Below are 23144 nucleotides of genomic sequence, written 5' to 3'. Positions count from 1 at the left end.
ATGTTTGAGTCGATTTCCGCAGTAACGAACTCCGCCGGGTATCTCCTGGGAGGTGTGGGTGTAACCCTTCTTTTAGTTGGTTTTTCCCTCTTAATCGGATTTATCTGCGGAATCATTTTGACTCTCGGCCAAGTCTATGGTCCGCGCCCGGTCCGCTGGTTCGTCGGTGTTTATGTCTGGTTCTTCCGCGGACTCCCCAATATCGTATTACTGTTTTTGTTTTACTTCGCGCTCTTCCCGTTCATGTCATGGGATATGCCGGTGTTCGGCGTTGCCGTGACCGTGCTCGGACTTAGGAGTGCAGCCTACCAGTCACAGATCTTCCGTGGAGCTATCCAGTCTTTGTCGGAAGGTCAGATGCTTGCAGCACGTTCTCTTGGAATGACAAAATGGCAGGCAATCCGCTCGATCATTCTCCCCCAGTCGCTTCGTCTTTCTCTTCCCGGCTGGTCGAATGAATACCCGGTTCTTCTCACCGACTCAGCTGTTGCCTATGTGATCGGCGTTGCCGAGCTGCTGACCAGAACGAGTCAGGTGATTTCCCGGACCGGCGAACCCATGCTCCTGTATCTCACCTGCGCTGTGATATTCATATTGTTGAATTACGGAGGTATGATGATTATCCAATATATAGAAAAGAAAGTCCGGATCCCGGGATTCGGCAATAACGAGGCTGAGTGTTTATGAGTGATGTCCCCATTCTCAAAGTCGAGAACCTCTGCAAATCGTATGGAGATCTCGAGGTTTTGAAATCCGTATCCTTCGAAGTGCGCAAAGGAGAGAAGAAGGTGTTTGTCGGTCCGTCAGGTACCGGAAAATCGACGCTTCTTCGGTGCATAAATCAGCTGACAATCCCCGACAGCGGGTTTGTCTATCTCAACGGAGAAGAGATCGTTCATTCCGGCAAGAAAATCAATGAGTATCGGCAGAAGATGGGCATGGTCTTCCAGAACTTCAACCTCTTCGATCATCTGACTGCAGTCAAAAACGTCGAGCTCGCCCTGCTGAAAGTAAAAAAGATGGATAAAAAATCTGCACATGAAAAGGCGATGCATGAACTTGAGCAGGTTGGTATGGCCGACCGTGCGGACTTTTATCCGGCGCAGTTATCGGGTGGTCAGGCCCAGCGTGTTTCTATTGCGAGGGCTCTTGCGATGGATCCCGAGGTCATGCTTTTCGATGAACCAACCTCAGCTCTCGATCCAGAACTGAAACGCGAGGTGATGGAGGTCATGCGGACCCTTGCGGCTCAGGGGATGACCTGTATCGTCGTTACGCATGAAATGAAATTCGCCACCTCATTTGCGACTGAGATTTATCTGATGGAGAAGGGAGAGATCGTTGAACACGGTCCGCCGTCAGAGATCCCGACAAGTCCGAATTTTGTGAAAACACGTGCGTTTATGGGCAGTTACGCAGACGAGTGATATGGATAATCTGACCAGTACATCTGTGCCTGCAGACGGGATAAGCGGATTTTTCCAGAACGCCATAGACTCGTTCGTTTCCCAAATACCCTTCTGGCAGGATATTCTGCTCCCAGCTCTCTGGGATGGGTTAGTGGTGACGATCCAGCTTGTGCTCATGACGGCACCACTCGGTCTCCTTCTTGGTCTTCTTGTGGCTGTATCCAGAGTTTACGGGCCCACGCCGGTCAAATGGCTTGCAAAACTGTATGTCATCTTTTTCCGTGGATGTCCGCTTCTTGTTCTGCTGTTTATTCTGTACTTTGGTCTGCCGTCGATCGGGATCGTTCTCGGATCCTATTTCTCTGCTCTTGTCGGGTTTATTTTGTGTAACTCGGCATATAACTCCGAGTATCTCCGTGGGGGACTCCAGTCGATAAAACGCGGTCAGCTGCTTGCGGCCAGATCACTTGGCATGACGAAAGCACAGGGAGTTATGTATGTGGTTGTCCCGCAGGCACTTCGCCGTGCTCTTCCGGGTGTTTCAAACGAGTTTATTTATCTGATAAAATACTCGTCGCTGGCCTATGTGGTTGCGGTAATCGAACTTACCGGTGCGGCAAAAATTATTGCAAGCAAGTACTTCATGTACTTCGAGGCATTTGCGGCAGTAGGAGTTTTCTATCTGATTCTCGTGACGATCACAACGATCGGTGTCCACTGGCTTGAGAAGAAGTATGCGATCCCCGGCGTCTCGGGCGTTGTTGGAAAAGTCACCAAAGAACACTAAATCCTTTTAGAAATCTTTTAAATATTCTGTTTTCCTATTCTCTATCATGTCATTATCTGTTGATGTTATAGACAAACTCGCTGCGCTTATCACCGCAGCGTTCGGTCTGGTTGCGGCTCTTGCATGGAACTCCGCGATTCAGGCGATATTTAAGGAGATTTTTGGAAGTCAGAGTGATATCCCTGCGATGCTTGGTTATGCCGCTTTTGTGACGATTATCGCCGTTGTCTTTACGGTGTGGATAGGATACGTCTCAGGTAAGACAAAGGAAAAAGTCGACAAAGTTAAAGGAAAGGTCTTTCAAAATAAGAAGGAGTGATTCCATCCAAATCTTTTTTTCCGGACACGCTTTAATAGTTAATATGCGAGTCTGTTGTGCCCAGCTGATTCAGGTGTGGGATGATGTTGATGCTGCTTTTGCGAAAGCAGATGTTTTTCTTAAAGAATATTCCGGGACAGCAGATATAGTGGTGTTTTCCGAGCAGTTTGCGACCGGATGGCGACCCGCCCCCGCTCCGGTCTCGGCTGAGGATGTGAAATGCCGGTGGCTTGCCCTCGCAGCGAAGCATAATGTCTGCGTTGTTGGTTCCTATCAGAAAGTGGAAGCTGGCGGGTTGCCGCAGAATACTATGCTCGTGTGCGGTCCGTCAGGCGAGGTCATTGCCGAGTATTCCAAGATGTATCTGTTTGTGCCGGGTAAGGAGGATCGGTGTTTTTCACCGGGTGCCCGGCCGGTGACGTTTGAGTATGGCGGGGTGAAGTTTGGGTGTGCGATCTGTTTTGATCTGCGGTTTCCCGAGTTATTCCGCGCGTATCTGAAGTTGGGGTGCGAGTGCGTTCTGGTTCAGGCAGCCTGGCCTGCGGCACGGGTCGCGGATTGGGAGCTTTTACTTCGGGCCCGGGCATTGGAGAACAGGGGATTTGTTTTCGGGGCTGCGTGTATGGGATATGATCCCGCGTCGGGAACGGATTACTGTGGGCGGAGCATGGTGTGTGATTATGAGGGGAGGGTTATTTGTGATGGTGGGGTGTTTGAAGGGGGATGCTCGGGCGAGGTAGATGTGGATGGGGTGCGGGAGATGAGGAGGGAGTGGGGGATGAGGGTGTAAAAATCACATATCTCCATTACAAACTGGTGTATCCGTAGCATAGAGATGCTTTGTTGTTTCAATCAGCGATAGTATTGGTTTTGCTTCGTCTGGGAAATCTGATGAGTAATCCAGATATTGTTTTGGAACAATACGTCCTGCAAAATCCTTAATACAAGTTGGAGTGTGACGCCAAAGGTACCAAAGTGGAGCTTCAGTAAGTTTGGTATTTCCATAAAATCCCCTCATTCGGATTATCTGAGGCAATATCTCATTTGCAAAGGTTCTGGATTGTTCTCTGTCATATGAACTGTTTTTTGCGATCTCATTGGACATACTGTTCAAAAAACGTGCGTAATAGTAATCATATATCCCTTCGGAAATATAGGTGTCAAGAGTAGGATATCGTAGAGAACTTGACTCTTGTTTCTGCAATATTCCGGATGGCGTTAGATTACAAATATCCCGATACCGGAATGGCAAATCTAGGTATATTGATTTGGATCGGATTATCGATAAAAATTCCAAGCTAAACTCGCCAAACCGGATGTCATTAATTTTTTCATCGGTTAGCGTTTTATACAATTTTTTATGGAAATCGCTCCTCCGTAATGCCATCTGATTACTTGAGATGTTCTTTCCGGTCTTTGCTGCATTCAGTCTGGCTACTGCATCCGTTTGCAGAAGTGAGCATTTGGTTGGATACATTGCACGTGTACGGTATTTTCCTGCAGATGGGGATTCAATGTAATAGTAATTTCCTTCAGCAACATCGCAATCTTTGTGCGTCTCTAGGTATTCAATACATTTGCATAATGTCGATGGGATGAGGAATTCTTTGTCCGTACAAAACACACTGTATTTGGTATTAACATGTTTCAAAGAATCAGCCCATTTACGATAGATATCGCCGCCATATGGTTCTATTTCGGGGGGATATGATAGATAAGTTATATTAACATCATATTTATTTTGAAGTGTATTTATGGTTTTTTTATTTTTAATATTTATTTTTTCATCTGATGAATCTGCAACGATGATTTCATTATATGGAGACTGAGATAGATACCATAAGCATCTGCTCAAATAGAAGGGTCTATTATATGTTGGTATTATAAGGGATAATTGATTTAATTGTCTATTGTTTTTGAGAGGGTATCTATGATGTGTAATACTCATCGTTTCATCTTACATTCTAATCTTATTATATATTATCAATATCGGTATGATGATTCAATGATATTGTTTTATAAATATTAGTTGCTGATGTATGATCTTGATAATAGTTTCTATTTTAATTTTCTGAAATAGTGGGTATACTCTGATAACAATAACTAATTTATCTCACCCATGATTATAGTAATAGTAATGTTTAAATTCAAAACTAAGTATTACACGCACGCATTTTATAATAATCAGAGAAATGGTTCTCTTAAAAGTGCGCAGGCTCTAATCCAATATTATTTGGGATATTTTATCCACAAAGTGTGGTTGACGTAGGGTGTGGTTTAGGAACCTGGCTATCTGTCTTCAAAAATATGTATAATTGTGATGTTCTCGGGATTGATGGATATTATGTTGATAAAAAAAGTTTATATATAAATGAAAATGAATTTATTCCATTTAATCTTGAAGATCGGATTACAATTGATGTATTTGGGATGAGAGAAAAATTTGATTTAGCTATTTCTTTGGAAGTTGCGGAACATCTAACAGAAGCACGTAGTGAGAGTTTTGTACACGATCTTACCTGTCTTTCTGATGCAATTTTATTTTCTGCAGCAATCCCATTTCAGGGTGGAGTCAATCATATTAATGAAAAGAAAATTCTATATTGGATTAATCTATTTAAGAATGAAGGATATCTTCCAGTAAGTTGCATTCGTACCTTATTTAAAAATGTTCAAACAACCAATGAACTAAATGGTATAGAACCTTGGTATGCAAACAATGCAATATTATACCTTGAACAATCAAAAATGATAGATTATAATATAAATCCTAGTGAATATGAAGATGATTATTCGCCTCTCCCATTTATGATGGAAAGTCTTTGTAGGAATCGAGTCAGAAAGGACTATATATTAGTTCCTAGAAACTCTTTAACAGATAAAATTTCAGAAATTTATTGTCGTATTAATCATAAATAAGATTAAATTTAATTGTAGATCATGATTATATTGTATAACTTCTTACATATTCTCTTCATTATCTTTAATATGTCGGTATAAATAATGAATTAAGTTAAATTGGAATCATGGGTGTTTTGTAATGAGGATGGTTAATAGTGCGGCGTCATATATAAAAATAATCAATATACAAATAATTATATGAAATATAAATAGATTGAAGTCAGATTATAAAATATGATTAATGAAGCTCCAAATTATATCCGAAAACCTTTTTTTTATTTCAGATATTTACTATATGTAGTTTTTTTGTTTATTATAGGTAAACAACTCCGTATATATCATAATATCAATATCATGACTATATCTGAAACATTAGATATATTAAAAAAAGGAAATAATACCTCCATTATACGTTTTGGTGATGGGGAGATGAATATTATTGCTAGAAATGATATTGGATTTCAAAGTGAATCTCTCTCCCTCTCGGAAAAAATGAAGGTGGTGTTGAATACAAGAGACGCAACCCTATTAATCTCTATCCCGAATATATTTGGTAGTTTAAAATCTTTTGATATTGAGGCGGAATATTATTGGATCACTCATCGTGAAGAATATTATGATTTATATAATTCATATATAGATTCAGAGTATCTGTATGGCGATGCACTTGTGTTTCGACCATATATTTGTTTTAATAAAAAGGAAAGAAAATATGTTGGAAGTTATTTTGAACAAATAAAATCTTTGTGGTATAACAAAGAAATTGTTATAATTGAGGGTAAATATACCCGTATGGGGGTTGGAAATGATTTATTCGATGGTGCAAAAATGATTGAGCGCATTATTTGTCCGTCTTCAAATGCTTACGATAAATATCAAACAATCTTAGATAATGCATTAACTATAAATAAAGAAAAATTAATTTTATTATCATTAGGGCCATGCGCAAAGGTTCTTGGTTATGATATGTGGAAATTAGGATATCACGTTTTGGATATTGGACATATTGATTCTGAATATGAATGGTACCTACATAATGTTGAGTGGAAAAAACGTATGAATAATAACAAGCACTATGCAGATATTGTCGATCTGGAGAATATTGTTGAGTGTCAGGATGTCTCCTATAATTCTCAAATTCTTATGGACATTTCAGGTGTGAACTAATAGAGTTGTACATTATGAATATATTATAGGGATATTTGAGATATAAGATTGGAAAATTATTAATGAAGATATCCTTTAATTTTGTGAATAATCATGGTTAGTGGTGGGAAGCATATTCTGGAAATCGATTTTTTACGTGGATTTGCAATATTAGCAGTTATTGCCATTCACACTACTGCTGCATTTACCGATGTCCCATATATTGACTCGCTAGTAATTACGAATATAGTAATCGATGTTTTTTCGCAGTTTGCTGTACCACTGTTTATATTTATTTCTGGTTTTGTTCTCTATTTAAAGTATAATGGTAAGTATTCATTGAAACATTTTTATAAAAATCGATTTTTACGAATAATCCCACCATATTTAATATTTACAACAATTTACTTATTTTATCTTCCTCTTGGGTATGCCCTTGTCTATGGAAATGTACCGGTTTATCCATCCATATTGGAAATAGTATCCGCTTTTCTTTTTGCAGGTGGATATTTTCATCTATGGTTCTTTTTAATAATAATTGAATTGTATTTATTCTATCCATTACTAGAGAAAATATATGCAGTATTAGCTTCTCGTGATTTTGAATGGGTATTTTTGTTGGTGGCCTTTTTTCTTCAGATAGGATGGAATATAGTTAGTTCATTTTTCACAGTATCGCTGTTTGGCAATGAGATGTATATGATGAATAAGGTGTTATTTTGTCAGATATTTTATTTCGCACTTGGAATGTCTGTGTGCAAACATTATGTTCAAATAAAATTATTTTTTATGGAAAAATGGATTACTAATCTAACAAGTCATCGGATATCATTGTATGGGTTATTATTGACTCTCATATCTCTCCTTACGGCCCTATCAAGTTATGGCTTAATATTAGGTCTAAAAAAATATGGAACTTATCTCTTAATACCTCCAAATTATTTTATTCCCTATACTATTATTCAACCTTTTGCATATGTTTTGACATTTATTGTATTATTTATTATTAGTACAGTACTTGTTCATGCAGGAACATGTAATATTCTCTCAATAATTGGAACGTATTCATTTGGGATTTACTTGATTCATCCATTAATTCAGGGTATCTTAGGTCGAACTTTCAGTGTGGTACTTAACCTGGGGGCTACGGATGTCCTTTATTATCCTTTGATGTTTAGCTTAACCCTCTTGCTTAGTGTTATTATTATACATATTTTACATAAATTTCCATGGAGTAAATATGTTATAGGGTAGATTAAATAATATTCTGTCTATCTTATGGCTACTCTTTATTAAATGGAAATATTTTCTATTTTATTTTTATTTGAAGGCATAATCTTCTTAGAAATAGGATATGTTGTGTTAGTTGTGGTGTCATACTCCCCAATTTTGCTAATGTATGTATAAGCGTAATCTTCCATTTGTCATATATTGGTAAATATAGATTCTTTGCTGCTATTTTATATATTGCTTTATATTTGATTTCGAGCTCAGTATCATTTCTTTCCTTTTTAGAGAGGTATACCTTGGTTAAAAGTATATGTTCAGAGAGAGATATCATATATTTTTTTAATGCAAGAGCATATAATTTATCATATCCCCCCTCTCTAAAAAAATCCATTTGCTCCTCAGAAAATTGCAGGCTATCTTGTTTTTTGAGAGTATATGTTGCTCTTGTTAAACTTAGTGGGTTAGATCTATAGTAATACAATTTTAATGAAGTAACTGCCACTCTCTTCGCAAGGTAAAATAGTTTATATGATGTACCTTCGTCTTCATGAATTTTCCCAATTGGGTATTTGACATTCATAAATAACTCTTTCCGATAAAGCTTGGTCCACGAAGCAGTTGATGAATCAGCCAAATCATTATATAAATTGGCACACATATCAACATTTGAGTAGATATGTATCTCTAGAGCATCATTAAATATAGAAGTACACGATTCACAGATACTATATGTTGCATTTTCCGATATCTCCAAGAAATTGCATTGCACTATGTCCGCATCATATTTTTGGCTAAGCCCATAAAGCGTCTCTACAAAATTTTGAGAGATGAAGTCATCAGAATCGACAAAACACAAATACGTTCCCGATGCCATGCTAACACCTATATTTCGGGCCGCAGATAGGCCTTGTGGCTCAGTATGGAGTACCTGTAAACGGGAATCTACCTGAAGATATGAATCACAAATTACTACCGAATTATCTATTGAGGTAGAAGCAACTAGAATAATTTCCAGATTTCTATATGTCTGTTTCAAGATGGAGTCAATACATGTTTTCAAATAGGGTTCAACATTGTAAACCGGAACAATTACACTGATTAATGGAACTTCACTGTTCATTCAATCAAACCCACTGAAATGTTTCAATTATTTGACAGATTAATTTAACTTCGGGATTATTTTCATCAATTGGGAAATATTTTTTTGGATTTAGTCTCTGGATAAATACTTTTTGGAAAAATAATTTCAATGAATCTGGACATATTTGGTAGATTATTCTCAATGGTTTACGAATTGGATTTGGACGGGTGAGTCTTATATTTAGCCAATGCTGAAGTAATGGTTCAAGATTATGTTCAATGTCACAAAGATCGTCTGGAAATTCTTGAAAGAGAGATTCTCTGATTCCATTCTTAAAATCTGTCCATTTGGAATCAAATTCAGAATTTGGATATGCCCAAATGACTTGATAACGAAATGAGGAAGATTCCTGATTTTTTTGAGAAAAAGAGTTTGTCTGATTGAAAGTTAATTGATCCCGATAAGTAATTGCTAAATCTAATATATTATAAATTTTTCCGAAAATCACATCCAACAAATCAAGATAAACCTCCCCAAATCGCAAATCATCTTGATTATTACAAATCATATTCAAATAAATCTCTTTATGTTTTTTAGATCGATGAATGGATAATAAGGTGAAGCCAGATGATGAAATAAACTGTTGCAATCGTTTCCATCCATCCTTATCCACTATGGTGCCAGCAAACGAAGTTAAGGTATAAGACCGCTTCTGTCTGAATTCAAGATGATAACGACCTCCCCCTGCCACCGTGTAATCCAAATGAGATTCGAGGTAGTGTATACATTTACAAAGGGTAGTTACAATTTGGAACTCCTTATCTGTACAAATTTGTGAATATTCCGTCTCCACATGCTGCACCGCATCTCCCCATTTTCTATAAATATCCCCTCCATACTTCTCAGTCTCCGGTTCATACGCCAGATACCTCACATTAGCCCCGAACATCTCCCGCACTTTCGCCACAGTCTCCCGGTTCACCACCTTTTTTTCCTCAGGTGAAGAATCGGCGACAATGATTTCCCCAAAGGGGAAGTGAGCATGATACCAAAGACATCGCGAAAGATAATAATTGCGATTATATGTCGGGATCACCAGTGTTAGCTTCTTCAGCAGACTCAGATCCTTGTCCGCATAACATTCATCCACAAAATCAGGCTCACGCATCACCGATCACCTCACGGAGCTGGGTATTATCCCCCCAAAATGCCATCCCTTCATACGCAGGATAGCCATACACCCCAGTCTTCAGCCGGATCGATGAGCCGCTTGCAGCAACCCGTTCCTCGACCAGACGCCGCACGGAAATCATCGCGCCCGAGCAGCAGTTCACGACTCCGCTCTCTTTAGACAAAGCGATCCTGCAGATATACTCAGCCACTTTTTCCACAGGAAGATAATCTCTCAGCTGCTCCCCGCCTGACATCGGAAAATCCGGATCTCCGCGTGCGATCGCCGCATCCAGTTGCGGAAGAAGCGATTTTGGGCTCTGTCCCTCCCCATACAGGAAAAACAGTCTGATCCAGTTCCAGGAAATGCCTGACTCTGCCCCCAGAAATGCAAGATATCTGCGAAGTGTGTCCTTGGCGGCTGCGTATATGGTATTTGGGTTCGTTGGATGATCTTCAGAAATACAGCCGTTCACGACACCATACTCATAACAGGTTCCAATAGCTGCGATCTTTGTCATATTTGATGCGGCAAATGACCGCAGAAACCGCATCTCGACTGGAAGATTCTCTTCCATATGAAAGCGTTCCATATAATTTGGAAGATTTTTCCATGCAAGATGGATCAGAAGATCCGGGCGGTCGAAGAACTTGTGATAATTGATATCTTCAGCGAAATAATCACAGGGAATAAACTTGACTTTCGAAAACCACGGGAACTCTTTTGCTTTTTCAACAGATGTTCCTGTGGCAACCACATCCTCATATCCATGATCGACAAGCCATTGAACGACGTGGCGTCCAACGAATCCGGTGGAGCCGGTTACCAGGATTTTCATACCTGCTCCCCGTACATCGAAACATCAAAGCCGACAAAATTATCATTCACCAGCGGATGTTTTCCATCCTTTTCAGAAATATCCATGACCGGAAGCGGCCACTCGATCTTCAGCGCCGGATCACTGAACCGAAGTCCGGCTTCGCTTTCCGGCGAATAAAACTCCGTCACCAGATACATGATCTCAGAATCATCTTCAAGAGACTGAAAACCATGGGCAAACCCTTCCGGAACTGCAAACATCTTCATATTCTCTGCTGACAACTCCACAGAGTAGTGCTGCAGAAATGTCGGGGATCCCGCTCGGATGTCCACGACCACATCCAGAATCCTTCCCCGGATACACCGCACAAGTTTCATCTCCGCATGTGGCGGCTTCTGGAAATGCATCCCTCTGATGGAACCTTTCTTCACCGTTCTCGAAAAGTTCACGTTTTTGATGTGACGCTTCCCGAGGACTGCCGCCAGTTCCTCTTCACAGAACCAGCGGGCAAATGCGCCCCGGTGATCTATGAACGCGTTCGTTTCTACGATGTATAAGCCTTTCAGCGGTGTTTCGATGATCGTTAATTTTCCCATCTCAATACTCCAGGTGATTCATATAGGCGGTGATATCTGCCAGACTGAGTTCTCTGGCATCTGCTCCGGCATAAAAATTCTTATACCATTCGGCAGTTTTCTTCATCGTCTCATTGACGTCCCACTGCTGTTTCCAGCCAAGAACGCTCTCAGCTTTCTTTGAGGAGAGCGTCAGGAACGCAGCTTCATGCAGATGCTTCGTCTCTGTATCATATTCTGCTTTTCCTTTTCGCCATACATTATAGAAGCTGTCGATGATTTCGGCGACCGTGACTGCGGGGCTGTTCTCTTTCGGGCCAAAGTTCCAGCCGTCAGCATAAACAGCTGCATTCGTCTCCATCATCTTTGCCGCAAGAAGCATATATCCGGAGAGCGGCTCCAGCACGTGCTGCCAGGGGCGGACGGCGTTAGGACTCCTGATCTCCAGAGATTTTTCCGTGGTAACTGCACGCACGGCGTCAGGAATAATCCTGTCCTCTGCCCAGTCTCCGCCGCCGACAACATTACCTGCCCGAACCGAGGCGATCATCACTCCATGCTTTGCGACATCTGCAGGCGGGAAAAAGGAGCGGCGGTATGAAGCAACGGCGAGTTCGGCGCAGCCTTTGCTTGCGCTGTAGGGATCATGACCGCCCATCGGATCGGTCTCGACATAGCCCTCGGCTTTTCCCACGTTCTCATAGCATTTGTCGCTTGTGATCATCACTACCGAACATGGTTTACCCAGACTTCGCACCGCATCCATCAGATAGATGCTGCCCATAACGTTTGTATCGAATGTATCTACGGGGTTGGCATATGATTTTCTGACGAGCGGCTGCGCTGCCAGATGGAATATGCAGTCCGGCTGTACGCTTTGGATGTACTTCGTTAGCGTGCTTTGGTCTCTGATGTCACCCAACTGTTCCGATTTCAGGAGTTCGGAGATGTGGGCCGCAGTGTAATGGTTTGGTTCTGTGTTTGGCGGGAGAGAGAAGCCATGCACTTCTGCGCCCAGTTGTGCGAGCCAGAGACACAGCCATGAGCCTTTGAATCCAGTGTGACCTGTTACGAGGACAGTTTTCCCGTTAAATGCGTCAAAAATCATTCATCCCAGCCTTTCCAAGGTGCGTGTCCTTCGTCCCAGACTTCCTGCAGCTGCTGTTTGTCACGGAGCGTATCCATGCATTTCCAGAAGCTGTTGTGTTTGTAGGTGTATAATTCTCCGTCTTTTGCGAGCTTTTCAAGGGGAGAACGTTCAAATATCGTAGCGTCTCCCTCTTTGATGTAATCAAAGACTTCAGGTTGAAGGACAAAGAATCCTGCGTTGATCCATGCTCCATCGCCTGCCGGTTTTTCCATGAAGGATGTGATCTGCCCGTCGGGTTTGGAGACGAGAGCGCCGAATCGTCCTTCCGGCTGGACAGAGGTCATGGTGGCAAGTTTGCCGTGAGCATTATGGAACTCGACGAGTTTTTTGATATTCACATCAGAGACCCCGTCGCCATAGGTAAGCATGAATGGTTCGTTTCCGACATATTTTTTGGCGCGAAGAACACGTCCTCCTGTCATGGTATTCAAGCCTGTATCAATCAAGGTTACCCTCCAGGGTTCGCAGTGCTGTTCATGTATGGTCATCTGATTTTTTTCCAAATCGAAGGTGACATCGCTTCTATGCAGGAAGTAGTTCGCAAAAAATTCTTTGATGATATAACCTTTGTATCCAAGAAGAATGATGAAGTCAGTATATCCGTAGTGAGAGTAGATCTTCATGATGTGCCAGAGGATCGGGTGCCCGCCGATCTCGACCATGGGTTTTGGGATTATACTGGTTTCTTCGGCAAGGCGTGTGCCCATACCGCCGGCTAGGATGAGGACTTTCATTGATGAACGTGTAATTGGTTTCTTTATATTATAACAGTTGCTGGTTTATAGATACACTTATGAGCCTGCAATAATTTCAGGCATAGACTGGACAGATTCATTTTCTCTCCATAAAATACAATAGTATAGTTATTTCATCTTTATGTGCAAATATATTAGAAAATAATCACTCATTACCATATGCCCATTCCTTTTATATCCAATATCATGCGTGTTCCTGCAATACAACGTCAGAGTACTCTCTATTTATTATCGACAATAGGTATCACCCTTTTTGGATTCATATCGACCATGCTCTTCTCCCACCTTCTTGGAAAAGATCTGATGGGAGTCTACTATCTTTTCCTCGCTTATTACGGCATATTCAACATGATCGGAGATGGAGGATTTGGACAAGCAGCTCTTAAGCGAATATCTGAAGGAAAAGAGCAGAATGAATATCTCACTGCTTATGCCACGCTTCGTGCCCTTCTTATTATTGTATCCACGCTTCTTCTGTTAGTTCTCAGCCCATTTTTCGTTGATCTTCAGGGATATGACCTTATCCCATGGATCATAGCTGCTCTTGTTGCCTCATTTTTCGGACACACAATAACATATGGTGTCTACGGTCTGGGACATGTGGGAGTAAATAATGTTGCCGTCGGGATAAGTGATTTTTTCCGCATTCTTATTCAGGTCGTTGCAGTCCTTCTTGGATTTTCCATATATGGGTTATGTGGAGGATTCATCGTCTGCATCATTATTTCTGGCATTCTCTGTCTGAAATATTTCACCTTCAAACCTGCAAAATTCAGTTTTCATCATATCAGTAGTCTTGCAACTTATGGATTCTGGATTTTCCTGATTGGGACTGGATCCATCGTTTTTGCCTATGCCGATACGATTTTCATCGGTTATTTTATGACCAACGGTGATGTCGGCGTGTACCGGACTGCCTTTCAATTCACTTCAATATCCACCTTTATTTGTGCCGCTATCGCCGGGACTCTCACCCCGAAAATAAGTCACTGGAGTGCAAATAATCATATGGATAAAATTGCTCCAGTAATCACCCGTGGAATAACTTTCTCTCTACTATTGGCCATTCCTGTTGCTTTTGGTGGAATCCTTCTTTCAGAACGATTGCTATATTTCTTCTACGGGGCTGATTTCGCCGCTGGTTCTACAGTATGTTCGATTCTCTTTATTATGCAGATTATCTCAGTGTTCACACTGCTTCTCGGCGTTGCGCTTACCGCATCGGATCATGCCCGTCAGGCATTCTATGCCGCCGGAATCGCTGCTCTCCTCAACATTGCTCTGAATGTAACCCTAATTCCGATCTTTGGGATTAATGGGGCAGCCGTCTCCACTGTAATTAGTTTCTTCCTGAATGCTTTCTTACTGGCTCACTTCCTCAAACGTTACATCATCATCCGGATCGAGCTCATCCCAATAGCCCATATAATCATCGCGTCTCTCGTCATGGCTCTCTTTGTCTTCATCTACATACAATTCGTCCCTCTTGACAACATCATCGTCACCCTTGTTCCGGTCTTCATCGGTGCCTTCATCTACGTCCTTCTTCTCTTCAAACTAGATCGCGGCATCCGTGATGAAATTGCCGGCATGGTTACAACTTTCGGCCTCCCCTGGCCAAAATGGCTGTAACCTCTCGTATTATCTCTCTATAAGATAAATAATTCACCAATAAATGAAAGGTATAACCCATATCATTCTCACCATGGCAACAATGCTTGTTGTTCTTGCCCCCCTAACTCCATCTCTCTTCACCTTGGAATCCATCCCAGCAGTGCTGATTCTCATATTAGGCGCTTTCTTTGGTTCTCTCGCCCCGGATATCGATAAAGGAAAGGAAGCCGCAATATATCATTCTGAGATTCCAGGTGCCCGCGGCAGAAAATTCCATCTCACGCCGGTTTTTGGCTATGCCCTCTATTATACCTGCTACAAACCGCTTCAATTTCTTTTCCGGATAATTCTCGGTAAAAAAATATATGCTATTAATGGACATCGTGAACTCCCTCACTCACCGATTGGTATTTTATTAATCTCAATTCTCGTTACAGTTTACCTTTGGCTCATATGCTTAGCACTTTCATTTGTTCCATATCTCTCTCCTTTATACAACAACTCCCTCATATTTGTGTTCGGCTCGGGTTTTCTTCTGGGTTGTTTCCTGCATTTACTTGAAGATACCTGCGATAATTCCGGGATCCATTATTTCTATCCCTTCTGTTTTAGTCGCCTGCGTGGAAAAGTCAAGGGAGACGGTACCGATCCGCGTCCAAAAATATTTGCCGTTGTCCTGCTAATAGCCGCTTTCATTCTTGGGGTTCTGTTCATATCTGGATTAATACCCGCAATATGGTCTTATCCGACAACGCTCATGGTTCCAATTGTTCTATGGGTCATCTTCCTGAAAGCATCAGGTGTACCGGCAAGAAAAGAGGTTCGGGAATAAGCTTCTAATCCTGAAGAGTCAAATACATAACCATGTATAAACTCGTCTGTGTACACTGCGGCGCTGAGTATCCGCCTGACGCCATTGTGTATAATTGTGAGAAATGCGGCCACCTGCTTGCAGTTAAGTATGATCTGAGCAAGATCACGATTACTCACGAAGAAATATTACAGCGTCCTATCTCCCTCTGGCGCTACAAAGAGTTCCTTCCAGTCCAGATTGAGCCGGTCACCCTTCAGGAAGGAGGTACGCCTTTGTATCACCTGAAAAGACTTGGGGAAGAGCTGGGTCTGACCAATCTGTATGCAAAGCACGAGGGTATGAACCCGTCAGGATCATTCAAAGACCGCGGTATGACCCTTGGTGTTTCTATGGCAAAACAGCTCGGCAAAAATATCGTTGCCTGCGCGTCCACTGGAAATACCTCGGCATCGATGGCGGTTTATGCAGCAAAAGCAAATATGCCGGCAGTTGTTTTACTGCCCGCCGGCCATGTTGCTCTTGGCAAAGTTGCCCAGGCACTTATGCATGGAGCAAAGGTCATTTCGATTCGGGGTAACTTTGACCGCGCCCTTGAGATGGTGCATGAACTCTGTATTTCCCATGGAATTTATCTCTTAAACTCCATCAACCCATATCGTCTTGAAGGACAGAAAACGATTGGGTTCGAAGTAGTCGATCAGCTTGGCTGCGTTCCGGACAGAATTGTTCTGCCGGTAGGAAATGCCGGAAACATATCTGCCGTCTACAAAGGATTATGCGAGTGGAAAGAGATCGGATACATTGACCGCCTTCCAAAAATGACAGCAATTCAGGCCGAGGGCGCGGCTCCAGTCGTAGCCGCAATCAAAGGTCAGCTTCCGGAAGTTGTTGTTGAGCAGAACCCTGAAACGGTTGCCTCCGCAATTCGTATCGGAGCTCCGGTGAATGCAGAAAAAGCTCTGCGTGCAATTCGCGAGACCGGCGGAACTGCAGAGTCAGTGACCGATGCCGAGATTCTTGCTATGCAGCGCGATCTCGCCAGATACGAAGGTATCGGTGTTGAACCTGCATCTGCAGCCTCAGTTGCAGGTATCCGCAAGATGGCGGAGATGGGACTTCTCGACAAGGATGAAAAGATCGTATGTGTCGTGACCGGCCACCTGCTGAAAGACCCTGAAACTGTAATTAAACAATGCGCCCCGCCAATCGAGATCGACCCAACCATCGAAGCACTGCTTGCTGTATTGTAAGCATCCTTGTGGTCCTGCTTGCTTTGTTTGCAGTCCCTGCGGCTGCAAACTCTGCAGTGTATTTTGTATCGGATGACGGGACCGTTCTGACGGCGAATGCTACTCTGATTAATCAGAGTACATTTCTCCTGGTGAAACCCGGTTTCTTAGGTGAGGAGGTTGCCCTTTCGGTCGACAATCTGACGATCCAAAACGAGAGCGGCGTTGTCGAGTATACCCAAAATGGAAAAACCGTTTCGTTTCCTGCGGGGAATTACACGCTGAACTACTCTGCGAAAATCGAGAACGGATTGGTTTATCTGAAATATCCCGAGCCGTACAATGTCTCGGTTTATCTCCCTGAACGGTTTCAGACAGGGCATCTGATCTTAGGTACGGTTGGGACCGGGGGTGTTGTATCTTCTTCGGACAATTCATCCTATGGTTCGATGGTCACCTTTGAGAATACAACGACTGCCTCGTTCACGTTTTACGATGACGTGCGTGAACCGCTTCTCTACATTTTCTTAGGGATCTGGGGCGTTGTGTTTATTATAGCGGGCATAAGGTATCTCAGACTGAAACGAAAACCGATGAAGGATTTCTAAACGGCGATATTTCTCCGATATCATTTTTTTATTTTTGCTTTTTTTCTTGTCCTGATTTGATTTGGGTGTTGATCAGTACAAGTGGTTCGCCTATGTAAAGTTAAAAAAAAGAATTGAATGAGTTTTGGATACTGATTCTATTCAATATCGATGCCGTACTTCTTGGCATTTTTGTCGGCAATTGCCTGGATCTTTGCGATCTCGGCATCATTCCTTAGCGGTTTGAAGAGGTGACGGAAGCGTTTCTGTGCTTTGAGGTAATCATCGACCGGAACTCTTTTCACTTTTTTCACGGTTGTAAGTTCGCCGTCAATGATTTCGTAATTGACCCAGAGGCCGCATTCGACTGCCATTCTGCCGATTTCCATTGTCTTGGCACCGTCGAATCCCCATCCGGTACAGCAGGGTGTGTGTACCTGGATATAGCAGGGACCTTTGATGTTTCGTGCTTTTTCGACTTTTTTCATCAGATCTGCAGGGTAGGCCATGGAAGCGGTGGCAACGTAAGGCGAACCGTGAGCGACAAGGATCTGCGGGTAATCTTTCTTTGGAAGGTTGTTTCCGGTTGAGCAGACGCCTGCGGGAGATGTTGTTGTATCTGCGTCGTAGGGTGTTGCCCCGGACCGCTGGATTCCCGTGTTCATGTATGCTTCATTGTCATAGCAGATGTATGTGAAGTCATGTCCGCGTTCAAAAGCGCCGGAGATACAGAGCGTTCCGATATCAACCGTGGCACCATCCCCGCCGAAGACGAGGATCTTTTCCGTGTCAAGACGTCCCTGCTTTTTGAGGGATGCTTCGATACCCGATGCGACTGCCGATGCGTTTTCGAACAGCGAGTGAATCCAGGGAGTTTTCCATGCGGTTTCCGGATACGGTGTTGAGAAAACCTCCAGGCATCCGGTTGAGTTGACTACGATCGTGTTTTCGCCGTAGCCTTTCAGGATCATACGGACTGCAGATGATGCTCCGCAGCCTCCGCAGGCTCTGTGCCCGCATTCAAAGTTTTCAATAGATCTGTCTACCATTTCAGAGCACCTCCTCGCGTAATCCATAGAACATATCGCCCTCGCCTTTTTCTGCGAGTTCGACGATCTTTTTGATGTCTCTCTTTCGTACGTCGCGGCCGCCGAGACCAAGGATATAATCGTAGATCGGTATGTTCGATCCGTAGCAGGCTTCCTTGATTTCGATTGCGACTGCCCCTTTTGCACCCAGACTGACGTTTTTATCGAGAACTGCGATGGTGTTGACATGGGCGAGAGCCTTTGCAACATCGGTTGACGGGAACGGACGGAAGCAGCGGAGATTCAAGAGTCCGACTTTCTTTCCTTCTGCACGCATCTCATCGATCGCGTCTTTGACGGTACCGCAGATGGAACCCATTGCAACTATTGCGGTTTCGGCATCTTCAAGTTTGTAACCGACGACTAGCTCCGAGTAGTCGCGGCCGAAAACTTCGCCGAACTCTTTTCCGTATTTTTTAATGGCTTCGGCCGCACGTTTGACCGCCTGATCATGTTCGTATCTGAACTCCAGATAGTATTCCGGTGTTGCATACATACCAAAGGAGATCGGATCCTTTGCATCCAGTTTCTGATAGGGGTTGAACGGTCCGAGGAATGAGTCAACGAGTTCCTGCGAGGGGAGGTCGATCGGCTCATATACATGGGACAGAATAAATCCGTCGAAACAAACGAAAGCCGGGAGCAGAATGTTGTGGTCTTCGCAGACTTTGTATGCGAGGATGTGCATGTCGATTGCCTCCTGGTTGTCTTCTGCATAGAGCTGGATCCATCCGGAGTCTCTCATCATGATTGAATCCTGCTGGTCGTTCCAGATCGAGAGCGGTGCGGAAATCGCGCGGTTTGCGATACCCATAACGATCGGCAGTCTCATTCCTGCTGCGTTGAACACGACCTCTCCCATCAGTGCGAGACCCTGGGATGTCGTTGCCGAATAGACTCTGCTTCCGGCTGCCGAGGCACCGATGCATGCCGAGAGAGCGGAAAACTCAGACTCCACACAGATGTATTCTGCGTCAAGTCTTCCATCAGCCACGATCGACGCCAGTCCTTCGACGATGTGGGTCTGCGGGGTGATCGGATATGCGGAGATAACCTGTGGTCTGCAGAGACGTACGGTTTCTGCGATCGCGATCGAACCCTCCATAATTTCCATCGTCATTTATTTTTCCTCCTTAACCATGTGGATAGCCTTAGCTTTGTCAGGACATTCCTCGGCGCACATGCCGCATCCTTTACAGAAGTCAAGATCGATAGAATAGGTTTTGTCAGGATTCTGATTGATACAACCTTCTGGACAGATCAGCTGACATGTTCCACATTTTGTACATTTTTCCGTGTCCATTACTGGGTAGAATACTCTCCATGAACCGGTTTTGTTGTTTCTGCTGTTGCCCGGGCGTGCCGTGCATCCAATTCCAAGAGCCATTATACGCGTCCCTCCTTTACCATCGCATATGCACGTTTTGCTGCGGCGATATTGCTGTCTGCAAGTTTCGCGTCGAATCGCTCTTTGATTGCTCCTTCAAGAGCTTCGAGGGTGATCTCGCCGCTTGCGGCAGCAAATGCTCCCATCAGGGTAGTATTGGTGATGGGAAGTCCTATTTCTTCAAGGGCAACCTTTGTTGCATCAATGGTGATCAGTTTTACTCCTTTTGGAAGATCGTATCCTGCCCCATCTTTTTCTGTGTTGATAATGGCAATTCCGCCTTCCGACATGCCTGCAAATACATTCACATCGCGGATCAGCGTGCTGTCCTGAACGATGATGTAGTCCGGTTCATAAATCTGACTTCTGAGGCGGATTTTTTCATCGCTGAACCGCACAAATGCCTGCACGGGGGCTCCGCGGCGTTCAACGCCAAATGCCGGGAATGCCTGTGAATAGACGCCTGCGGTGAATGCTGCCGTCGCTATTAATTCTGCAGCCGTCACCGAGCCCTGTCCACCTCTTCCGTGGATGCGTAGTTCTCTCATAACACTTATATTTATCACGATTAATCAATATGAATTTACTGTTTGCAAATTTCCTGAAAAAAGACCGCACAATGTAAAAAAAGGTGCAGCGTGGGGGTGAATTATTATTTGGGGGTCTGTATCACTGAAATTCCAAGAATCTGTTTTGCCCCGTTAAAGATATCCCGTGCCATAAGCGCAAGTCCTTCGGATGCTGCCCATTCGTTGTACACGATGACTGGTTTTTGCAGCAATGCGGATATTTCTTCGGCCAATTCCGGTGCGAGACTGCCTGCCAAGGCAATTGGAGCCTCGCGTGAAAGAAGAAGAAGCGAGGCGCATTCCATCGCGGCCCACATGGCGATCGCCGGCTTTTGATATTTTTCCTCGAGATGATATGAGACGCCCGCCGTCGTAAACGCTTCATTTGCGGTACACTCTCCCTCATCGATTTTTCTGATTGCATCAACATCGAGTGCTCCGTGCTGGGTTCCCGGTGCGAAGACGCATGCGTCGAATGCCCCGACAATTTTTCCGTTCGCAACGAGAAGAGACACGGTGTTGGAACTGATATCCGACACGATAAACGTGTCGTGAAGCGTCTGTTTTGCAAGGTAGGCTATCCCGAGTTTTTCCGGACTTGTCTGATGGGAATACACTTTGAATCTGGGGTCGGTATCGGATCCGCGGTGAATGCCCGGAATGACCATTGCGGGAATTCCCGATTCTTTTATGACATCGAAAACCCGCGTCCCTCCGCCTATATGTTCTCCGGCACCGTCACGCGTGATGACTCCCCGGTTTTTCAGCTGAGCAATAGGTGTTATTTTGGAAAAATTATCTCCCATTGAATAGCATACAGCGAATCCTTCTATCTCGTTGACAGGGCAGATCTTTTCCAGAGCCGAAAGTTCAAAACTTTTAGCCGCCTCCCGGGATATTTTCAGATGTTTTCCGGTTTCTGTTGCGAACCGAAGAGACGTTGTCCCGTGGTCGACTCCGATATACATACAGGAATGTATTGCTCGAATATGAGATAAGTTCTATCCTTTATAACACCAATAGATGAGTAGAATGGGCGATTCCCACTATGATACGCTCGGCGTAGCAGAAAATGCAACGCCGGAAATGATAAAAAAAGCCTATGTTGCTCTCGTAAAAGAGTTCCATCCAGATCACGCGGGTGAAAGCGAGGATAAACAGCAGGAGTACAACGAGCGCCTGCTCGAAATAATGGCCGCATATGAGGTTCTCGGCAATCCGGAAACCAAGGCCGCCTACGACGCCGAACGTGCCGATGTTCCCATTTTCTCCACTCAGCCCCGTGGCAAAAAAATGTCGGGAATGCCGACAAAAAGCGGCGATATCGAAACGGATTATCCGATATCCATGACGATCGCCGCATATGGAAAAGGCAAGATCCCGATGAAGGTCGCGGGTGAAAAGGTCGTCATCAAAGTCTATCCCGGGGTCAGACGATACAGAATTGCTAACAAAGGGGTGCCTGTCGAAGGAAAACCCCGGGGGGATCTGTATGTGAATCTCAAAGTTATTCCTGAAGATAACTGGGAGATCGATGATGCAACAAACGATCTGATCTGCCGTCTGCAGATCCCTCCGAAAATCGCAGAACAGGGCGGCGTGATCCCTCTTACCCTGCTGTTTAATAAAACCATTAAGATCACTGTTCCTGCGGGTGTAAAAACCGGAGACCGTTTTGCACCGCCGGAAGGAAAAGGACTTGGCGTTTTGTCTCCGAAGAAGAAAGGCAATATCATCATCGAGGTTGAAGTTGCAAAGAAAAAAGGTCTCTTTGGCCTTTTTGGATGAATCATGACCGAAAAAAACGGAAACCTTACTGCGGCCGATTTTCATCACGAACTGTACCGCAGATTTGATGCGGCAACGGAGCGCGGCTCCTCGCATATCGAAGTTACGGCTGGAGAACTGCACAAAACACTCAAAGCATCCAACAGGCTTTCGATGTGCAGCAACGCGCTCTACGATATGCAGAACATTGGCGACGTTATCCTCTCCGTCCCGTCCGGCGGCGTTGGTTCATCTCTCCTGATCAGGTACTCTCTTCCAAGGGAAAAAGGGCTTAATCTGGAACTCAGCATCTATGAACGCTCTGCCGTTCTCTCGGGGTACGAGATGCGCATGAAACGGTTTATTGAAATCGCGGCGGTCCATCCGGTATTTCGTGATCTCGATCCCATCTCCCGCCAGAAAAAATCAGAGACCGCCACCAGAAAACTCTGCGATATCACGATGAGTATCGCTGAACTCATCTGTAAACAACAGAAAATCCGTGCCGACAACACAAAGTTCGGAACTCTTTGCGGGGTGATCGGCAGGACTGGTCTTTTGAGTGATGATGCATTATATGCGCTGGATTTTGTCAGGATCGTCGGAAATACCAATGCAAGAAAAATTCCCGACACCTATCTGCTGACAACGAATGTCTTTTCGTATGCATCGTATGCGTTCCTGATTTTTGCTGAAGAGGTCATAGAGAAGCGGCTGGTCTGGAAAAAAGAAAAAGCTGAATAAA

Annotated in this window: 26 protein-coding genes; 14 read left to right on the top strand and 12 right to left on the bottom strand. The window is 43.9% G+C overall.

The genetic code is table 11. From position 1 onward, the window contains the following. The 5 genes from MLAB_RS07610 to MLAB_RS07590 are packed head-to-tail and all read left to right on the top strand — an operon-like array spanning nt 1 to nt 3305. On the top strand, nt 1–687 hold the full coding sequence (locus MLAB_RS07610; protein WP_011833805.1) for an amino acid ABC transporter permease: 687 nt from the start codon (nt 1–3) through the stop codon (nt 685–687). Then, entirely contained in the window at nt 684–1427 is a 744-nt protein-coding gene (locus tag MLAB_RS07605; RefSeq protein WP_011833804.1) for an amino acid ABC transporter ATP-binding protein, read from the top strand. Before MLAB_RS07610 ends, MLAB_RS07605 begins: the two co-directional genes overlap by 4 nt. Nucleotide 1428: 1 nt before the next feature. Then, entirely contained in the window at nt 1429–2196 is a 768-nt protein-coding gene (locus tag MLAB_RS07600) for an amino acid ABC transporter permease (protein WP_011833803.1), read from the top strand. A 46-nt stretch (nt 2197–2242) separates the two neighbouring features. Further along, complete coding sequence (locus tag MLAB_RS07595) at nt 2243–2515, top strand: DUF5654 family protein (protein ID WP_011833802.1); 273 nt, start codon at nt 2243–2245, stop codon at nt 2513–2515. Between the two features lie 43 nt (nt 2516–2558). Next, the gene (locus MLAB_RS07590; protein WP_011833801.1) at nt 2559–3305 is read left to right on the top strand and encodes a nitrilase-related carbon-nitrogen hydrolase; all 747 of its coding nucleotides are present in this window, start codon (nt 2559–2561) and stop codon (nt 3303–3305) included. A gap of 3 nt (nt 3306–3308) precedes the next feature. Here MLAB_RS07590 and MLAB_RS07585 read toward each other — a convergent pair whose 3' ends face one another. Next, complete coding sequence (locus tag MLAB_RS07585) at nt 3309–4463, bottom strand: glycosyltransferase family 2 protein (protein WP_011833800.1); 1155 nt, start codon at nt 4461–4463, stop codon at nt 3309–3311. 278 nt (nt 4464–4741) lie between these two features. Between MLAB_RS07585 and MLAB_RS07580 the strand changes: the two genes are divergently transcribed. The 3 genes from MLAB_RS07580 (at nt 4742) to MLAB_RS07570 (ending at nt 7816) form a co-directional block, all read left to right on the top strand. Next, nucleotides 4742–5434 carry a methyltransferase domain-containing protein gene (locus tag MLAB_RS07580; RefSeq protein WP_342606843.1) on the top strand — a complete coding sequence of 231 codons (693 nt, stop codon included), beginning with the start codon at nt 4742–4744 and terminating at the stop codon, nt 5432–5434. A 336-nt stretch (nt 5435–5770) separates the two neighbouring features. After that, nucleotides 5771–6583, top strand: coding sequence for an SP_1767 family glycosyltransferase (locus MLAB_RS07575; protein WP_048062298.1), 813 nt, complete (start codon nt 5771–5773; stop codon nt 6581–6583). Nucleotides 6584–6676: 93 nt separating this feature from the next. Then, nucleotides 6677–7816 (top strand): acyltransferase, encoded by a 1140-nt coding sequence (locus MLAB_RS07570; RefSeq protein WP_011833798.1) that lies wholly within the window; start codon nt 6677–6679, stop codon nt 7814–7816. Nucleotides 7817–7871: 55 nt separating this feature from the next. On the opposite strand, the gene MLAB_RS07565 is transcribed toward MLAB_RS07570, so the two are convergent. Genes MLAB_RS07565 through rfbF form a run of 6 tightly spaced genes read right to left on the bottom strand, consistent with a single transcriptional unit; the run spans nt 7872 to nt 13323 of the window. Continuing rightward, nucleotides 7872–8912, bottom strand: coding sequence for a glycosyltransferase family 2 protein (locus MLAB_RS07565; protein ID WP_011833797.1), 1041 nt, complete (start codon nt 8910–8912; stop codon nt 7872–7874). A 4-nt stretch (nt 8913–8916) separates the two neighbouring features. Continuing rightward, nucleotides 8917–10041, bottom strand: a complete 1125-nt coding sequence (locus MLAB_RS07560) for a glycosyltransferase family 2 protein (RefSeq protein ID WP_048062102.1) — start codon at nt 10039–10041, stop codon at nt 8917–8919. Further along, nucleotides 10034–10882 carry an NAD-dependent epimerase/dehydratase family protein gene (locus tag MLAB_RS07555; protein WP_011833795.1) on the bottom strand — a complete coding sequence of 283 codons (849 nt, stop codon included), beginning with the start codon at nt 10880–10882 and terminating at the stop codon, nt 10034–10036. The genes MLAB_RS07560 and MLAB_RS07555 overlap by 8 nt, the downstream gene beginning before the upstream one ends. Further along, nucleotides 10879–11460, bottom strand: coding sequence for a dTDP-4-dehydrorhamnose 3,5-epimerase (gene rfbC / locus MLAB_RS07550; RefSeq protein ID WP_011833794.1), 582 nt, complete (start codon nt 11458–11460; stop codon nt 10879–10881). The genes MLAB_RS07555 and rfbC overlap by 4 nt, the downstream gene beginning before the upstream one ends. Nucleotide 11461: 1 nt before the next feature. Then, nucleotides 11462–12547, bottom strand: a complete 1086-nt coding sequence (gene rfbG / locus MLAB_RS07545; RefSeq protein ID WP_011833793.1) for a CDP-glucose 4,6-dehydratase — start codon at nt 12545–12547, stop codon at nt 11462–11464. Then, the gene (gene rfbF, locus MLAB_RS07540; protein WP_011833792.1) at nt 12544–13323 is read right to left on the bottom strand and encodes a glucose-1-phosphate cytidylyltransferase; all 780 of its coding nucleotides are present in this window, start codon (nt 13321–13323) and stop codon (nt 12544–12546) included. Before rfbF ends, rfbG begins: the two co-directional genes overlap by 4 nt. A gap of 207 nt (nt 13324–13530) precedes the next feature. Here rfbF and MLAB_RS07535 point away from each other — a divergent pair, with 207 nt between their 5' ends. Genes MLAB_RS07535 through MLAB_RS07520 form a run of 4 tightly spaced genes read left to right on the top strand, consistent with a single transcriptional unit; the run spans nt 13531 to nt 17609 of the window. Continuing rightward, the gene (locus tag MLAB_RS07535; RefSeq protein ID WP_187146113.1) at nt 13531–14976 is read left to right on the top strand and encodes a flippase; all 1446 of its coding nucleotides are present in this window, start codon (nt 13531–13533) and stop codon (nt 14974–14976) included. A gap of 43 nt (nt 14977–15019) precedes the next feature. Beyond that, entirely contained in the window at nt 15020–15790 is a 771-nt protein-coding gene (locus MLAB_RS07530) for a metal-dependent hydrolase (RefSeq protein ID WP_011833790.1), read from the top strand. 32 nt (nt 15791–15822) lie between these two features. After that, nucleotides 15823–17022, top strand: a complete 1200-nt coding sequence (gene thrC, locus MLAB_RS07525; protein WP_011833789.1) for a threonine synthase — start codon at nt 15823–15825, stop codon at nt 17020–17022. An 8-nt stretch (nt 17023–17030) separates the two neighbouring features. Further along, the gene (locus MLAB_RS07520; protein WP_011833788.1) at nt 17031–17609 is read left to right on the top strand and encodes a DUF5803 family protein; all 579 of its coding nucleotides are present in this window, start codon (nt 17031–17033) and stop codon (nt 17607–17609) included. Between the two features lie 137 nt (nt 17610–17746). Here MLAB_RS07520 and MLAB_RS07515 read toward each other — a convergent pair whose 3' ends face one another. The 5 genes from MLAB_RS07515 to MLAB_RS07495 all read right to left on the bottom strand — a co-directional run bounded on the left by MLAB_RS07515 (nt 17747) and on the right by MLAB_RS07495 (nt 21600). Then, nucleotides 17747–18637 carry a thiamine pyrophosphate-dependent enzyme gene (locus tag MLAB_RS07515; RefSeq protein ID WP_011833787.1) on the bottom strand — a complete coding sequence of 297 codons (891 nt, stop codon included), beginning with the start codon at nt 18635–18637 and terminating at the stop codon, nt 17747–17749. A gap of 1 nt (nt 18638) precedes the next feature. Beyond that, nucleotides 18639–19796 (bottom strand): transketolase C-terminal domain-containing protein, encoded by a 1158-nt coding sequence (locus tag MLAB_RS07510; protein WP_011833786.1) that lies wholly within the window; start codon nt 19794–19796, stop codon nt 18639–18641. Beyond that, complete coding sequence (locus MLAB_RS07505) at nt 19797–20063, bottom strand: 4Fe-4S binding protein (RefSeq protein ID WP_011833785.1); 267 nt, start codon at nt 20061–20063, stop codon at nt 19797–19799. Beyond that, entirely contained in the window at nt 20063–20611 is a 549-nt protein-coding gene (locus MLAB_RS07500; RefSeq protein WP_011833784.1) for a pyruvate ferredoxin oxidoreductase subunit gamma, read from the bottom strand. The genes MLAB_RS07505 and MLAB_RS07500 overlap by 1 nt, the downstream gene beginning before the upstream one ends. A 104-nt stretch (nt 20612–20715) precedes the next feature. After that, nucleotides 20716–21600: a methanogenesis marker 12 protein gene (locus tag MLAB_RS07495; protein ID WP_011833783.1), complete on the bottom strand. Its 885-nt coding sequence runs from the start codon at nt 21598–21600 to the stop codon at nt 20716–20718. Nucleotides 21601–21664: 64 nt separating this feature from the next. Here MLAB_RS07495 and MLAB_RS07490 point away from each other — a divergent pair, with 64 nt between their 5' ends. Next, a complete protein-coding gene (locus MLAB_RS07490; protein ID WP_048062101.1) occupies nt 21665–22420 on the top strand; it encodes a DnaJ C-terminal domain-containing protein in 756 nt (251 codons plus the stop codon). A gap of 3 nt (nt 22421–22423) precedes the next feature. Then, nucleotides 22424–23143, top strand: a complete 720-nt coding sequence (locus MLAB_RS07485) for a hypothetical protein (RefSeq protein WP_011833781.1) — start codon at nt 22424–22426, stop codon at nt 23141–23143. Nucleotide 23144: the final 1 nt, after the last annotated feature.

This window comes from Methanocorpusculum labreanum Z (assembly GCF_000015765.1).
Lineage (GTDB): Archaea > Halobacteriota > Methanomicrobia > Methanomicrobiales > Methanocorpusculaceae > Methanocorpusculum > Methanocorpusculum labreanum.
The sequence above is the reverse complement of the archived record's forward strand: the minus strand, read 5'-3'. Positions and strand labels throughout refer to the sequence as shown.